The 15,958-nt window shown below is 40.5% G+C and carries 12 protein-coding genes; 3 read left to right on the top strand and 9 right to left on the bottom strand.

Annotation, left to right across the window (positions count from 1 at the left end; genetic code table 11):
* Positions 1-12: 12 nt before the first annotated feature.
* Entirely contained in the window at positions 13-1,392 is a 1,380-nt protein-coding gene (locus EHS13_RS05555) for a hypothetical protein (protein ID WP_155699407.1), read from the bottom strand.
* Between the two features lie 173 nt (positions 1,393-1,565).
* Between EHS13_RS05555 and EHS13_RS05550 the strand changes: the two genes are divergently transcribed.
* Positions 1,566-2,459, top strand: a complete 894-nt coding sequence (locus EHS13_RS05550) for an AraC family transcriptional regulator (RefSeq protein WP_227013803.1) — start codon at positions 1,566-1,568, stop codon at positions 2,457-2,459.
* 48 nt (positions 2,460-2,507) lie between these two features.
* Here EHS13_RS05550 and EHS13_RS05545 read toward each other — a convergent pair whose 3' ends face one another.
* The 6 genes from EHS13_RS05545 to EHS13_RS05520 all read right to left on the bottom strand — a co-directional run bounded on the left by EHS13_RS05545 (position 2,508) and on the right by EHS13_RS05520 (position 12,099).
* Positions 2,508-5,249: a discoidin domain-containing protein gene (locus EHS13_RS05545; RefSeq protein ID WP_155699406.1), complete on the bottom strand. Its 2,742-nt coding sequence runs from the start codon at positions 5,247-5,249 to the stop codon at positions 2,508-2,510.
* A gap of 182 nt (positions 5,250-5,431) precedes the next feature.
* Entirely contained in the window at positions 5,432-7,018 is a 1,587-nt protein-coding gene (locus EHS13_RS05540) for an ABC transporter substrate-binding protein (protein WP_155699405.1), read from the bottom strand.
* 77 nt (positions 7,019-7,095) lie between these two features.
* Positions 7,096-7,983: a carbohydrate ABC transporter permease gene (locus EHS13_RS05535; RefSeq protein ID WP_227013802.1), complete on the bottom strand. Its 888-nt coding sequence runs from the start codon at positions 7,981-7,983 to the stop codon at positions 7,096-7,098.
* A 20-nt stretch (positions 7,984-8,003) separates the two neighbouring features.
* Positions 8,004-8,933, bottom strand: a complete 930-nt coding sequence (locus tag EHS13_RS05530; RefSeq protein WP_319633419.1) for an ABC transporter permease — start codon at positions 8,931-8,933, stop codon at positions 8,004-8,006.
* 202 nt (positions 8,934-9,135) lie between these two features.
* A complete protein-coding gene (locus EHS13_RS05525) occupies positions 9,136-11,466 on the bottom strand; it encodes a helix-turn-helix domain-containing protein (protein ID WP_155699404.1) in 2,331 nt (776 codons plus the stop codon).
* Between the two features lie 180 nt (positions 11,467-11,646).
* Positions 11,647-12,099 (bottom strand): GNAT family N-acetyltransferase, encoded by a 453-nt coding sequence (locus EHS13_RS05520; RefSeq protein WP_155699403.1) that lies wholly within the window; start codon positions 12,097-12,099, stop codon positions 11,647-11,649.
* A gap of 32 nt (positions 12,100-12,131) precedes the next feature.
* Here EHS13_RS05520 and EHS13_RS36625 point away from each other — a divergent pair, with 32 nt between their 5' ends.
* On the top strand, positions 12,132-12,485 hold the full coding sequence (locus EHS13_RS36625; RefSeq protein WP_155699402.1) for a Rossmann-fold NAD(P)-binding domain-containing protein: 354 nt from the start codon (positions 12,132-12,134) through the stop codon (positions 12,483-12,485).
* A 73-nt stretch (positions 12,486-12,558) separates the two neighbouring features.
* On the opposite strand, the gene EHS13_RS05510 is transcribed toward EHS13_RS36625, so the two are convergent.
* Together EHS13_RS05510 and EHS13_RS05505 are read right to left on the bottom strand one after the other, a co-directional pair.
* Positions 12,559-13,605, bottom strand: a complete 1,047-nt coding sequence (locus EHS13_RS05510) for an iron-hydroxamate ABC transporter substrate-binding protein (RefSeq protein WP_155699401.1) — start codon at positions 13,603-13,605, stop codon at positions 12,559-12,561.
* A 71-nt stretch (positions 13,606-13,676) separates the two neighbouring features.
* A complete protein-coding gene (locus tag EHS13_RS05505; protein ID WP_227013801.1) occupies positions 13,677-14,345 on the bottom strand; it encodes a TetR/AcrR family transcriptional regulator in 669 nt (222 codons plus the stop codon).
* A gap of 153 nt (positions 14,346-14,498) precedes the next feature.
* On the opposite strand from EHS13_RS05505, the gene EHS13_RS05500 reads away from it, so the two are divergent.
* Positions 14,499-15,911 (top strand): MFS transporter, encoded by a 1,413-nt coding sequence (locus EHS13_RS05500; protein WP_227013800.1) that lies wholly within the window; start codon positions 14,499-14,501, stop codon positions 15,909-15,911.
* Positions 15,912-15,958 lie beyond the last annotated feature (47 nt).

Here is a 15,958-nt window from a genome sequence, read left to right as displayed (position 1 = left end):
CCTTATTCATTATTATTTGGGCTGTAGCTGTTTTCCGCGTATTTTGTCGCGCCCTTCGCGGATTTCTGCTAAAAATTGCGGCCACCAGTTCACAAGCTGCTCGGAATGGACATCCAATTTAGCCCGTTCTATGCTATACCGCTGAGAAATAAGTGCACCTTGGTTCTTCATTTCTTCTAAGCTGCCATGTTCCGGGACAAGCCACTTCCTGCCGATTTGGGCATGCAGAACTTCATCCGCCCAGTCGTAATCCTGAAAGGTTTTCGCCAAAGCATTATCAGATTCCATGGCTACAACCCACTCATAACGCTTGCCTGTTTCTTTTGGCATGAGGCTTTGCTCAATATACCAAAGTATAGTATGCGCTTCTAAAGCTGTAAAGGCTTTGTTTAAGGTCATGCTTGTTTTGTATTCGATTGGATATTTATAGAATTCTACTCCGTCTTGATAAAGGCCTACCTCACCCAGCATCGAATGCCGAGCTTCATCCCAAAGCTGACGGCTCATATCCACATAATAATCCCATGGCTTCCCATTGGTCCTGTAGATGATAGGTCCCATCCATTCCGGCACATCCATTTCACGCAATCGCTTATATAGTAATGCATAGGTGCGTTCATCGGGCTCTAAGTCGGCGTCGCCATAAAACGAGTCAATTTTCACAGAATCATTATAAATATCAATAAAACGTTCGTCCCGTTTAGGCTCCATCTGCATTTCATAAGGCTGACCATCATTTCGTGGAGCCACCTTATTATCAAGGATAATCTTGTTTGCTTCCCCAGATATCCCTCCGGCGTTATCCAAGAAAACAGCTAAATGATCTGCCCATTTTTGGGTTTTAAGCTGAATTTCACTGCTCGGAGTCAGCCCAACAATAGCTTGCTTGCCCCAAGCTAACATTTCTTCCTGCTCCATCCGAATAATCTTCAAGATCCGGTATGTCGGATGATCAACCAATGGGTTGGTTTCATCCAAGTGCAGCTTCAATGCCGCGACAAACTCCGTCATGACAACCCCATAAATGCCAACAACCAATTCTGATGTGCCGTCTGAACGAATGAGCTCTTGAAATAGCTTTTCAAGCTGGAGATCAGGTACTTTATCTAAATGCAGCGGAGGTTCCCTCATCTCGGTAACACGCTTGCGCAGTATGGCACTATGCTCTGCTGCAAGCCACATATGCAAGCTAAACGCACACTTAACCTCCCACTCTGGCGTGCTGGCAAGATGTGCAGCGAATATTTTATTCAGCTGGGTTTGGATATAGAGATAACGTCTTAATAAGCTTACATTGCGATCCACATCAATCCCAACCTTGCATGCTTCCTCATAGCTGCAAACTCCGGCAAGTGGGGGTATGCCTAAATTGTTCATTTTTACTCTTGTCATTTATTTTACCTCCATGATTGAAATTTATCTTTCCCTAATAATAAGAGATTTCGCGGATATTTGCTTTGTCAAAGCTTATTGTATTTTTGTCAAATCTTACTGAAATATTTGTGGATTTATTCAGAGTTTGGTATCGTATATAGGATAAACTAACTGCGCAAAGGTGATGTTCATTGGAAACTTTTCAAGAGGTCGTGCAGAATCACCCCCTCCTGCCTTACATAAGAGAAGCTGGATATGCAGTTCGCGAGCCGTGGATTTCTCCAGAGCGTAGATTATTAGACTACTTAATGATTTATATCCAAGAGGGCAATCTAATGGTAAATGTCGATAATGTGGAGCATACGTTTAAAGAAGGTGAATTTTGTTTATTACAGCCCAATGATTTGCTTACATTAGAAGGCAAAACGAAAACAATTACACCGTTTTTACACTTCGATATTTTCTATAAGAATAATCGCGAGCTTAGCTTCCCAACTCGCTCTGGTCAAACGGACCTCACGATGTATGCCCATTTAATGCAGCCTCGGCTTAATGAATTAGCAGGTATCCATGTTCCCTTTCGGTTTGTTCCTCAACGCCCTGTAGCCTTCAAGGAAAAAATGATGAAGTCCATCGGGCTCTGGCTCGAAGCTGATTTACTCAACCAGCTCGAAGCAAACCAGATCATCGCTGATCTCATATTGGATTTACTTAAGGAAATGGAAAGCTTTCAGCTGCCGAAATACCAAAAGCCGCAGTCCTTGAATTGGATTACATCCTATTTCTCTTTTCATTTAGCGGACCCACTCTCTTTAAAAGATATGGCACTAAGAGCCCAGCTATCTCCTTCGCGGTTTTCAGCGGTATTTAAACAGTATTTTGGAACATCGCCGCACCAATATCTACTCCATTTACGCATCACGCATGCTGAGGAGCTGCTGCACAATTCATCCTTCACCACAGATGAAATCGCCAGCTATTGCGGTTTTGCCAATATTCATCATTTTTCCAAAGCGTTCAAAAAAGTAACAGGAGAGTCACCTGGAAGCTTTCGCAAACAGCAAACAGCATCCATTTCTCTGTAAAGCTCAGAAAAAGGATGCTTTTTTACAGCTTTATTTAACTAGATTACTTCAGGTTCCATAAACCTCAAACTCATAAATCCGTGCATTACTGCGGTCTCCTGGAACAGTTACATAACCAGTACCATCTTGAACAGACGTTGTTATATACAATCTCACATAACTTGCACTGAACGAAGCTACTGTTCTATCTGTCGATGCTGCTGTATTGTTCGTTACCGCATCCACATCCGTCCAAACATTGCCGTCATTACTCTTCTGCAGCTTGAAATTCTTCGTGTTGTAAGTAGCCGCTTCACCGTTGGAGCCTGCATGCTTAACGACCCAACGTGTAATATTGAACGTCCCGCCTAAATTTACTTTCAACCACTTATCGCCTGGTGTGGAGCTTGGCGGATTCGAAGTCCATTTAGTTGTTCCGTTAGCGTCTACGGCTTTATCAGCTGATTCCGATGCATTGATTACATCGCTTGCTGTGGCTGTTTTGTTCAAAGCCACATTTCCCGGTGAAGTCCCACCTCCCGCTAATGTCTGACTCATCATGCTGTTAATCGTTGCAAGTGATGTTCCATTAGGAGCAAGATGAATCGTTTCATTGACAGCTGTAGCGAGTGAAATCTCGGCTCCTGAAACCGTACCCGCATCAACGCCATTTCTATAAACACGTATAGTTTGGCCGACCCACGGATTAACAAATGCGGCTGTTCTACCTTTTTCGCTGATGATTCGGACGTATTGCACTTGATTATTTCTGATCTCGCTTGATACTAAATAGGCTCCTGACGCTCTTAAATCACCATATTTTGCATTTGTGTTGCTTGGCCAGTTTGGAAATATTCGCAGCTTATTCTGAAAAGATTGCAGCATCATTTCAGACATTGCCGCCGGAACTGTATTGAAGTTCTCAATCCCTCCACCGTTGGTGTGAATATGCATATTATTAAAGCTGTTGCCCGTAATAAATGAATTCAGTTGGCTTAGAATGGTCGCAGGATCATACCCAACTCTTGCCGCTGCAGGATAGAAGGTATTGCTGCCATTGCCATCATTCCAACGCGCCATCTGGCCAATCATGTTTCTGGCAGTTTGCAATGTAGCTGCTTCACTGGAAAGCCCAATTTGACCTCCAGGATAGATATGCTGGATACCGATCGAATTATCCCCATTCCAATCCCTGCCAACTTCCGTATATCGGAATACGGTTTGCGAATTCCTCGTAAAGGTAGGGAACGGGCTAAGCGTATTCAAGATATTCTGCCAGGTTGCTCTCAAAGCTGTATCTTGATTCAACGAAACACTAATATCAATGCAGCCTTGCAATAGGTAACGAACCAAGCCAAGCGACATAACTCCGTTTGTTTGTGGATAAACATCACCTTCATGCTGCGCATCATTAACGATGTCATAATGCGCACCATCCCAAACCAAGTAGTTCTGCCAGAATAAAGCAGACTGCTTCAGGTAATTATAAACGGAGCTGGCATACGTTGTATCGTAGCTGCTATAGAAACGCATAATCATGTTGGTTGCTGCATAAGCAGCATTCGATTTCTGACCATGGATGTTTGTATCTCCAGATCCATTAGGCAGCGGACCAATGCCAACCCCATAGAATACCCCTGTGTAACCATTCGCTGTCGCTGCAGCCTGCCCTTTGGGAATCCAATCTACCACAGGTTTATCATAATTTTCTGCTAATTCTATATGGTTGGTGGGCAGTGCGAAGTAGAAAGGCACTTCATAATTATAGTTAAGGTGATAATCTCCTCGCCACTCGCCATTTCTTGCCAGCCAGTTGCCCCAAATGCCAGGAGCCATTTCCCCAGCTCTAGAGGTGCTTCCCATTAAATAAAGCGAAGCATAATAGGACTTCTCAATGGTCTTGTTCGGGATTTCAATAAAAGACTTGCCATAAAATGTGTTCCACCAGCTCTGATGGCTAGCTTTTAATGTATCTACGTTAGCTTGTGTTTTGGTATTGATATTACTGATCGCAGCTGTTTGATAGCTGGCATTATCGTAATTGCTCATAATACTTGTTATCAATGTATAAGTATCTCCTGGTGACATTGTGAAATTAAGCGTGCTTCCGCTAATTGCCCCTGTAGTTCCGATAACTCTTGTAGCAATTCTTGCTCTCCTCGTGTTGTATCCGCTCAAGGTGTCGGCAGCATCACCCCTGACATCCAGATAAAGCACATCTCCAGATGAACCTGTCGAGCTGGCAAATGTATTCTCATTGCCCCTGGCAAGTGAGATAGCAACTGCTTTTGTACCGGTACCCGTATACGTGAACTTAGTCATCAGCATATTATTCGCCGTATCGGTTGCCTGCACCCAGCTTTCAGTCTTAATCGTATTGCCTGCTAACCCAAAAGTGCCGTTTACTTGCGCGCTTGCAAGCTTTTGTTCAGCTAAATAGGAAGCTCCTGCCATGGATGGCACAGAAATGTTCAATCTCGCCATAGCCTTTACTTGGCCTTCAACCAGTGACCAGAACTCATTCTTGCCCAGTACCATAACCATGGAATTAATATTGCCAACCATAGCAACTCCAACATCGCCATTTCCCATAAGCGGTGAATCCGGTGTTCGCGAGAAATTACTGTCAGTCGGCGGTGTGGTCCAAGTCCCTTGGTAGGAACTTACAATCCGTTGTGCATGAGTTGCGGTAATACTGTCTGCGCTCACTGTCCCTATCCCAAATGGAGTTACAGCAATGGATACCGTTACCAAAGATAAAACCAATAATGCGGATAAAGCTTTCTTCGAATTAGTCTTTAATACTTTCATGTTATAGCCTCCTAAATGGTTAGTTTTTGTTCCCGAATATTATCCAGACGTCACCTCCCTAATGGTTAGCTGCTCTAAGTAAGCGTTTACAATTTCTATCTAAAAAAAGCGATTAGCTCATAATCTCCGCTGCTAGTCTCCATTGAGATAAAGACCAGCAGCGATGATTACTATGAATTTAATTACTTAGTAGCTTTCCAAGCATCAATTTGTGTTTGCATTTCTGCTAGCAATTTATCGATACCTGCTTTTTTAAGCTTTTCATTCATTTTTGGTAGTGTAGCATCTGGATCTGCTATTCCAGTGATTAACCCGCCGTAGAACTCATCCACAACAGATGCGATTTGTGCCAATTCACTTTTCACATTGGTTGGATCAAAAGAGAAGCCCAATATGGGAGAAGGTATAGCGGCTGCATTCTTGTCAGGACCTGCTGGGAACCATTTTGGCTGAGTTTCGCTAGTACGGAAAGAGTTGAACATGTTGCCATATTCCCATCCGGAATCTACCCAGTAGCCTGCATTATCAGCTTTCTTGATTAAATCATCGCTAACTTTAGTGTAATGCTTGCCTTCAATACCATAGCTCATCAAGTTGAAAAGCTTTTGATCGGAGTATAGCAGGTTATAGAACATGATGGCTCTTGCTGGATCTTTAGAAGTACGGGATACTGCTGTCATTGTTGCAATAATCGAGCCTGTGCTCATGTATGGCTTTGAGAATTCAATTGGAGCCACATCCTCTGCTTTACCGCCCCCGAATCTGGAAGCCTGATTAGCCGCTGTATCCGGATTGATTACTGTAAACGTAGAAGCTACATATTTCCCTGCATTCTCATCAGCTGTCACGTCTTTCAAAGTAGAAGCATCCTTGCGGATAATGCCTTTTCCATACCATTCATGCATAAGCTTAAGGAACTTAGTAAATTCAGGTGTTTCATACAGATTTACAACCTTCGATGTGCTGTCGTCCAAGTGGATAACACCCGGATTTTTTTGTGAAAAATACTCCAAACCTAGAGTAGTTCCATAGTTACCCATAACATCTGTGTCGCTTTTCAAGCTAAACGCGTATTTATCAGGCTCGCTTTGTTTAATTTTCTCAAAAAATGGTGTCAAATCCTCAAGGTTTTTGAATTGATCAGCCTTAAAGTTATATTTGTCCAAATAAGTTTTATTCACTAGGATACCAGGCGTTCTAGCAAGAACCTGTGTATTGATTATGGCAAATAGCTTGCCTTTAATTTTGGCTGCATCCCATGCTGCTTCTGGAACTTGCTTCATGATATCTGGCCCATATTGAGGCAGCAAATCTGTAATATCCATGAAAGCGCCTTTATTCACATTCTGAATATAGTCATTGGTCCAGTTGGAGGTAAAGATTAAATCTGCTTTCTCGCCAGTAGCTGCAAGCGTCTGCATTTTCTGATCATAAGTTCCCCAATCTACTAAATGGATATCTAGAGTAGCATTGATCTTCTCTTTGGTTATCTTGCTCATCTCAGCCTCTACTGCTTTGGCATCTGGAAATACAGATTGCGGTAAGTACCAAGTAATCACATAAGGGTCTAGCTTGGCCTCTGGGGCAGGTACTGGTGTGCCTTCTGGAGCGGCACTTGCCGTTTCACCGCTTTTTGTTGGCGCTACGCTAGCTGCAGGCGTTGATTTCGCCTCATCCTTAGTTGAACCGCAAGCACTTAACAACATGCTTAAAAATAGGATAATAGCAATTGAAACTGTAGAGATTTTAAAGCCTTTTCTTCTTTTCATCTTAAAAGCCTCCCATTATTTAATTGTGTTCTATATTATCATCCGATATCGGACAGATAATCAAACTAATCTTGCTGCTAGCCTTTTACTGCACCAACTGTTAATCCCTTGATCAGGTATTTCTGAAAGAACGGGAAGGCAAACAACATCGGGCCCGCTGCCAAAATAGCAATCGCCATTCGTGAGGATTCTGTTGGAATTTTAGTCAAATCGACATTAATTCCTGCTTGAATACTGGTTGTGAGGAACTGGATGTTCGATAAGATCCTTTGGAGGAAATATTGCAAGGGAATCAAATTCTCGTTGTCAATATAGAGCAATGCGAGCCACCAGTCATTCCAATAAGCCAACGCATAGAATAACCCGACTGTTGCTAAAGCTGGTTTCGATAAGGGAAGAATGATGCGGATAAATGTGTTCAATTCTGAAGAGCCATCCATCTTGGCAGATTCAATAATTTCGAACGGCAAGCCTTGCATAAAGCCTCTCATTAGCATGGTGAACCAAGCGCTTACCCCATAAGGTAGAATCAAAGCCCAAATTGTATCTTGCATATGCAAGAGATTGGTTACAACCATATAGGATGGAACCAAGCCCGCATTAAACAATAAAGTAAAGAATACGAAGAATGTAGTGATTGTGCTGTAGCGATAGTCCCGCCTCGTCATGACATAAGCGATAGAGGAGGTTAGTATTAAGCTCAAGAAAGTTCCAACTACAGTAACAATAGCTGTAATCATATAAGAGTGCAGCAAAGCATTAGAAGTTTGAAAAATATACGTGTACGCCAGGAAAGTGACTCTATGTGGAACTAATTGGTAACCATATCTAGAAATATCGGCATCGTACGATAATGAAACTGAAACAATATAAAGCACAGGAAGAATGATCAGAATCGATACAATACTGAAAAATAGCACAATCATCCTGTTATTCTTGCGTTCGCTTTCTATAGAAACCTGCAAATCGGTTCACCTCCTCGAATTTAGAATAAAGCATTCTCTTTGTTGGATTTTCGGACAATGAAATTGGTAATCACAACTAAGACTAAACCCACTACCGATTGATACAAGCCTGCAGCAGATGCCATACCTAAATCGCCAACAACTCGCAAGGAGCGGAATACATACGTATCAATAACATCCGTTGTCGAATACAAGGTGCCGGCATTTCGCGGAATGAAGTAGAACAATCCAAAATCCGAATAAAAAATCCGACCTACGTTGAGGATGACAAGCAATGTAATCAAAGGAATGATTAATGGAATCGAGATCTTCATAATTTGTTGAAATCTGGAGGCTCCATCAATAGCAGCTGCCTCATAATAACTGGCATCGATCGAGATTAAACCCGTAAAAAAGATGATCGCCGTATACCCAACATTTTTCCATAAGTAAGTTAGAGTCAAGATGGTCGGCCAATAACCCGGCTTACTGTACCAATCGATAGATGTCATATGGAAGAATTCCAAAGCTTTATTGATAACCCCATAGGAAGGATTAAGTAGAATAAAGCTGATAAATCCGACAACCACCCACGAGAGAAAATAAGGAAAGAAAAGAATAGTTTGAAAAATTCGCACCAGCCTGCGGCTTAATTCAGCCATTAACAAACCAATGATGACGGAGCAAAAAATACCTACAACGATAAAGCATCCATTTAATAAGAGTGTGTTTCGTGTTATTCGCCATGCATCCTGCGAAGTGAAGAAAAATTTAAAATTATTAAAGCCTGCCCAGTCGCTTCCCCAAATCCCTTTGGCATAATTGATATCCTTAAAAGCGATCACAATCCCAAACATCGGTAAATAATAAAAGATCAGTACCACAAGAATAGCCGGCAAGCTAATCAAGAATAGGCTTTTTGCTCTGAGAAAATGCTTCCATTCGTTTTTCAAACCCCTTACGATTCTCAATATCTTTCATCCTTTCTTAAGCCATTTCTGAGTTGCTTATTTCTGATGTTCCGAGCATACCCAATTGAAGGGTTTTTCGTAAACTGCTCATTCTTGCATGCTTAAAAAAGTACTGTAAAATAGTCAAACTCACTTAAACGCATACTGTAATTTTCGCAAAAAAATACCACCGACACAGGGTCGATGGCTGATTTTACTGGGTTTATGAACGTTCTGCTCTATACTCTCTAGGAGTCGTCCCAAACTTAGCTTTGAATAGCTTATAGAAATAGCTTTCGTTTTCTACACCCACTCTTCGCATAATTTCTTGAATACTAAGCTTAGAATTCTCCATCCATTCTACGGCTTTGTTTAACCTAATTTCATTGATATATTCTGGAATCGTCATGCCGAAATACTCTTTGGAAATTTTACTTAATTTATAAGGTGTCAGCTTTAGCATAGCGGATATCCCAGCAGCGCCTAATTCGGAATCATGATAGTTGTTGTTAATGATTTCTTTAATCGTATCAGCCACAACCAAGTTACCCTTAATGCCAATTTCTTTGCCTTCATCTCCGATAGTATTCAAGATTCCTCGTAAATGCTGTTTAAATTCGTCTAAAGTTTCCAGCTCGTTAAGGTCGCGATTCATTAACAAATCGTGGACACTGATCGGCTCCTTGCGCATATGATTTAATTCGTAAATCACCTTTCTAAAATGATGCAGCAAATGCATATTAACTAACATAATATCGTTATATTCTAATTTGCTAATATGCTCAAATAATACATCAAACTTATCACCTATTTTAGCTAAATCACCTTTGCGGACTGAATCTATAAATTTGTTTTCCAATTCCAATACATCTTCAATATCCTCTGTACCGATCTGCTTCGCAATAAGGGCTTCTGAAATGATCACTTTATTGCCAAAAATATATCTATATAAGCTGTAATTATACGCATTATTGTACTCCACTGTAATCGCAGCAAATTCTGTGATTCTACTACTAATCGCTACGGAAATGGATACATGATAATAATTTGTTATATAACTCTGCGCTGCTTGAAGCAGCTGTTTCAGCCTTTCCTCATAATCGGCATGATCTTCGACATTTAATAAAATGGTAAAGGAGTCCTCTTTCATGTCTACTGTTTGAGCAACAAACGCTTCGGATATACATTCCGTCGTAATGTTGGAAATGGCAAAACGCAGTAATTCACGATTATTCAAGCTTTTGCTTTGCAAAAATTCCTTATAATTATCGATTCGCAGCACACATAATACAAACGGTTTATCTTTGCTTAATGAATCGTTCAATTCCTTCAATAAGCCTTCAAATTCAAACGAATTCAAGCTTGAGCTATTGATCAAGAGCTTTTTCAGAAAATAAAGCTTCATAATGGCGGTATTGTTATTTTTCTCTAAATTATACTGATTAAGCCGTTCTCTTGATTGCTGATAGACCCCACTCAAGTATGCGAACTCATCCTGATTCTGCAGCAAGGAAGCTCCTGTCTGTTCTGCGCCTCCAGTTATGGAGGTTTGCTCAATCAAGCGTTTTACAGGACGATAGATCCCTCTGGATACGGAGAAAGAAAGCAGTAAAGCCGCAATGAAAACGGCAGCCGTTATGAAGAGAATCATATCCAATAGCTGTTTTAAATTAGCATAGGCTTCATTATATGGCTTCGTTTCTAATAGCGTCCAGCCTGTATTCTCTAAATGAATATAGGAGACAATAAACTTTTCACCATTTAATCTTTTTGTGAAAAATCCTGTCTTCTCGCTTTCACCTGGCTTATTACTGAGAATAGTATTGTCAAATGCGCCCTTTAATGCTGTTTTTAGCGGCTCATCGACACTTGGATTTGCTTGATCCATCTCGATAAACTGATCCTTACTGTCCAATATATACATCTGGCTATGTGTAGTTTCATTTACTTGATTAATCGCCTTAATATTCTTCAGCAGCCAGTCTAATTTAATATTAAGAATCACTGCGCCATCCATATGGTTCGCTTTATCCATATTCTCATACATCACATAGCTCAAAACAGTCTGATCACCCATTTTGCGAACAATTGCTTTCAGAGTTGGGATCACTTTATAGGTTTCAAGCGCTTGATCCAATTGCAGATCCTGTTGAAAAATCCCATTAAAGGTCGAGTAATATATTTTCTTATGATTGTTATAAATATAAATCGAATGGATGAATGAGTTGTTAGCTACAATGGTGTCATTTAGGTTATTAACGATATTTAAATTGTCGAAGGTTTCTTCTTCGTTTAAATACATCAACGCCTTCACCTTATTATTACTGTAAGTGGAAAGTGTCAGATTGTTAATCATCGTATCCAAATAATCAATATTAAATTTCATTTGTACCAACAATTTTCGACTGTTTTCATATTCGCTTTTAAATACCTTACTCTCTACATTAAAGTAAATAAGCGCAGAAAAGGAAGAAACAATTAATAAAGTCACTACAGTAATCCAGAGAAATATCTTAATAAGGTATTTTTTCGATTGGAAGATTTTTAAGATCATGTATACGGACACTTCCGATTCATTTTTGGGTTTGTGACAATCATATAACCTTGTATCAACTGTGTCAATAATTTAATTAAAATGATAAAAATAACAATTCTGTATCATTTAATTTAAGTTTATACGCCCATACTTAATATAACACAAGGGTAATCGGCTGTGCGGCTTTTCCATATATGCCTAATCTTTAATTTCAAGCTCGTATAAGCTTGCACTCCAGCCTTGATCGTCATATCTTCCCTTAAAAATAAATCCTTGACTAAGATAGTATCGATTCAACGAGGGGTTGTCCGCCATACAATCCAATCTTAACCATCCCTTACCTTTGTTTCTAATGTAGGTTTCCGCCCAAATCAGAAAATGGCCCCCAAAACCCCGCCCTTTATATTTGCGCGATACCGCTAGTCTGTGAACGTAACCAGCATTCTCATGAAACTGCTCTTTCCATATGTCTTCATATTCCCAATGGACAGAGAAACAGCCAACAAGCTCATCCTCTAAATAAGCAACAAATACGTCATTCCCACTAATAAATTGTTCCAAATAATCCTGAGTAAATGTAGCTTCATTCCATTGATTAATACCTTGCGAGGAGCTAATCCATCTAGCAGCCTCTACATATAATTTCTGCATCCCATCCAAATCTGTGGTCGCCTTGATTCTAAATGCTAGCAGTTAATCCCAATATGAGATTTTGCTTCCTTAGCGGCCGTGCTGCTGACCAAGAAGAGAAAAGTACGTCTCTTTATGGCAAGATTAAGGGACGCACAGAAAAAGAACTTGCAAAATTAAGTCCAAACGTTATTAATTTTCGACCTGCCTTTATTCGACCCGCGTATCCCGGGCAGAAACGACCTCTCATCCCTACACTTTTTGTGCCGATTGCTTCGGTTGTAGACCGTTTTACGGATGACTTTAGCGTTGATGCCGCAACGCTCGCTAACTGCTTAATTGACGTAGCTAAAGCTGGCTCCGCTAAGTCGATACTCAATAACCGTTCGATCCGTAATTATAAATAAAGCTGCTTAATATAGAGTATTGCAAAAAGGACGATTTCCCATTTGTTGCTTGAATGGAAAACCGTCCTTATCTTTATTCTCCCAAAAAGCCTTTAACGATTAAATCGAGATGTGCTTCCAATGAAATTGGATCATTAAAATAGGAACCTAAAGGATCGATTTGATATACTCGATTATCCTTCACAGCAGGAAGGTTTTTCCACAGGCTGCTGTCATATACGGTTTTAGGATCTGAATCATCCCATCCCCAATTACTCGTAAACATAAAATCTCCCGCATATTCAGGCAGCAATTCAAGTAAAAACTCAGCATAACCAGTATGCGTATCTATCGCTTTTTCTTGAATAATTTTAGGGGCCTTTAGCTTGAAATCTCCATATAAGATTTCTCCGCCTCTGGCATAGTTATCTCCAAATGCGTAGATACCCTTAGCAAACGGCTGTAGAATGGAAACCGTTTTATCCCCGACCACATCTTGGATTTTAGGTAAGTAATCCGCAATTTTCTTATTCCATGCATCTAACCATTCCTGTGCTTGCTGCTCTTTACCAGTTATTTTCCCAAATTCTACTAGCAGATCACGATAATTATACTTTCCATATTCAAGGCGCACAACAGGAGCAATTTTGGAAAACTTCTCATATATAGCTTCATCCATAAAGTTCCAGCTAATAATCAAGTCCGGTGCCAAATTCAAGACTTTTTCATAAGAGGAACCGTCACCTATGCTTTGGATCCCGTCCACTTTTCCTTTAAAATAAGGATTGTCTAATGCAGACTGCGTTAAGCCAATAGGCTTAATGCCAAGCACAAGCAGATTGCCGGAATAGCTGCCTGTCAATTCAACAATTCGTTGAGGATTCTTCGGAATCGTAACTTCACCGCTAGTGTCCTTGTAGATCTTCGTTTCATTTGCTGAAGCTGAGCTTGTTGCCTCAGGTGTTACTGAAGCAGCAGGTGTGGCGGAAGCAGCAATAGATTCAGCTGGTGTAACAGATGCTGCAGGTGCTGCAGATTCAGCTGTCTTGCTGCTATTGCCGCATGCTGACAATACCAATAATCCTATTAATACAATTAATACATAAAAACTTCTTGCTGACTTGCTTCTAACCTGCTTCATCTAAGTTCCCCCGTAATTAATAATGATAATCATTATCATTATAGGGTAGAAGTTAATTATTAGCAAGTCCTTTACAAGGACCGATTAAACTTTTCAACCACGTGCTCTATGATTGGCTTTATGATTGCATCATCTACAATCGACAGCTTTTCCGCTTTGAATAATTGTATTTTTTTAAACTCATAATAGTCATTGAGAGCTTGTTGGATGGACATTTGGTTATAGAGTAAAAACTTAATATCCATAATCTCTCGCAGCAAAATATTGTCTTGGAGTAAAATGAATTTCTCATTGATTGGATTAAAAATACCTTTGTTTTTTCCATCCTGGTAAAATTCAAGGGTCATCTTTTCGCGCTTATTCAATGTGCTTTTTAGAGTATCGTATAAATCTGGAAAAGTCACTTGAAGATCCTTGAGAAATACGTCTGTGATCCTGCCGACAAGATTCACCGACTGCTCAAATAATTTTTGAAACCACATTCCGAACATTTTTTCGCCATCTTCTTTAGTTGGATCCTCCAGCTTTTCTAAATAATCTATAAAAATTCGCACAACGCCCTCGATAACTTCTTCTTTCGAAGAAAAGTGTTTATACATGGTGGCTCTGCTTACAGCCATATTCTTAGCAATGTCATCCATCCGCAAATGCTGGAAACCATCCACCGTAACAGACGAGAGTAACTTTTTCAGTAATTTACTTTTTGTTATTTCTTTTTGGCTATCTAAAATCATATTCATTAGATCCCCTCCTGCAAACTCTCCTTCTTATTATACATAATTAACAAATAAAAACACAATAACTACATAATAGACAAAAAGTATGTAAAGTGTTTACTTTGATTAAAACGTGTGCTATGATTCTAATCATCAACTCGATCTACACACGAAAGGATGATTAGTATCAATAAGACTAAACGAATTATTCTGACCATTATCATTGCATGCCAGCTTATGGTTGTGCTTGACTCGGCCATTATGGTAACGGCACTGCCTGAAATCGGTCGTACCCTTCATATAACGACTGCTAATTTAACATGGGTGCAAAATGCCTATATTTTAGCTTTTGGGGGGCTATTGCTGCTTGGCGCGAGAGCGGGTGATATTCTAGGGCGAAGGCGAATGTTTAGCGTAGGTATTGCTTTATTTACACTCGCCTCTATACTAGTAGGTTTTGCACAATCGGCTGAATTTCTGTTGATTACTCGTGCTTTTCAAGGCCTTGCGGCAGCAATAGCAACACCATCCACGCTCGCATTATTGGCGGTGACTTTTGTGGAAGCCAAAGAACGTACGAAAGCGATCGCTTTATTCAGTGCTGTATCCGGCGCAGGCGGCAGTATTGGCCTTATTCTTGGCGGTATACTGACAGATCTAATTTCTTGGCGGGTAGGAATGTTTCTCAACGTACCGATTGGGATTGCTATGCTCATTATGGTGCCACGATACTTACCGGAAACGGAGAAGAATACAGGGCATTTTGATTTAATGGGTGCATTAACATCTGTTATCGGAATAACCGCACTGGTATTTGGTTTTATTCAGGCTGCAGCAAATGGCTGGGGTAAATTGGAGACATTGCTTGCACTTAGTATTGGCGTTGTATTGTTAGTGGCATTCGTGTTTATCGAAGCCCGTGCAAAACAACCGATTACACCACTCCGTCTGTTTTCGAGCCGTAAACGGTCAGGGGCATATCTCGGCAGATTCCTGTTCTTATGCGGTAATTTTTCATTATTTTTCTTTGTCCCGCAATTTTTGCAAAACGTACTTGATTTCACTTCTTTTGAATCGGGCCTGGCATTTCTGCCTTTTACAGGTGTGATGTTCGGGATGATGTATCTTATGCCATGGCTGATAACGCGGTTTGGAAATTTAAAGGTCCTAATCGCCGGTCTGATAATCGCAATTATAGGTACGAGTTGGTTGAGCCAAATCTCAGCAGATTCTCAATTCTTTCCACAAATTTTTATCCCCTTGCTAATCATGGGTATGGGTGCAGGAATGGTGTTTCTTCCATTCACGTCGTTTGGATTGTCAGATGTAGATTCTCGTGATTCAGGCGCCGCATCGGGTCTTATTAATGTCGCACAGCAAACTGGCAGTTCATTGGGTTTAGCTGTTCTGATTACAGTCTTTGAAGCAGTCAACCGATCAGCAGTACCTTCAAAACAACACTTTGCACACGCTATTTCTGTATCCATAATGGGTTCAGCTGTATTTATAACAGTTTCTCTGGTAGTCGTGCTCGTTTGGTTCCTTCCAGCCCGCAAAGCAGTTCAAGTAGCTGCCCGTAATGCTGCTTAATCGAATGTTTTCAAACACAAAAAGAAGTAACTCGCGTAGCTATCCAG

Origin of the sequence: Paenibacillus psychroresistens (assembly GCF_009728935.1) — a bacterium.
Taxonomy (GTDB): Bacteria; Bacillota; Bacilli; order Paenibacillales; family NBRC-103111; genus Paenibacillus_AC; species Paenibacillus_AC psychroresistens.
Note: the sequence above shows the minus strand (reverse complement) of the source record. Positions and strands in the feature narration are given on the sequence as shown.

Coding starts and splice junctions, on each gene's coding strand:
- EHS13_RS05555 (WP_155699407.1), bottom strand. CDS start 1,392: ATGACAAGAGTAAAAATGAACAATTTAGGCATACCCCCACTTGCCGGA.
- EHS13_RS05545 (WP_155699406.1), bottom strand. CDS start 5,249: ATGAAAGTATTAAAGACTAATTCGAAGAAAGCTTTATCCGCATTATTG.
- EHS13_RS05540 (WP_155699405.1), bottom strand. CDS start 7,018: ATGAAAAGAAGAAAAGGCTTTAAAATCTCTACAGTTTCAATTGCTATT.
- EHS13_RS05525 (WP_155699404.1), bottom strand. CDS start 11,466: ATGATCTTAAAAATCTTCCAATCGAAAAAATACCTTATTAAGATATTT.
- EHS13_RS05520 (WP_155699403.1), bottom strand. CDS start 12,099: ATGCAGAAATTATATGTAGAGGCTGCTAGATGGATTAGCTCCTCGCAA.
- EHS13_RS36625 (WP_155699402.1), top strand. CDS start 12,132: ATGCTAGCAGTTAATCCCAATATGAGATTTTGCTTCCTTAGCGGCCGT.
- EHS13_RS05510 (WP_155699401.1), bottom strand. CDS start 13,605: ATGAAGCAGGTTAGAAGCAAGTCAGCAAGAAGTTTTTATGTATTAATT.
- EHS13_RS05505 (WP_227013801.1), bottom strand. CDS start 14,345: ATGAATATGATTTTAGATAGCCAAAAAGAAATAACAAAAAGTAAATTA.
- EHS13_RS05500 (WP_227013800.1), top strand. CDS start 14,499: ATGATTAGTATCAATAAGACTAAACGAATTATTCTGACCATTATCATT.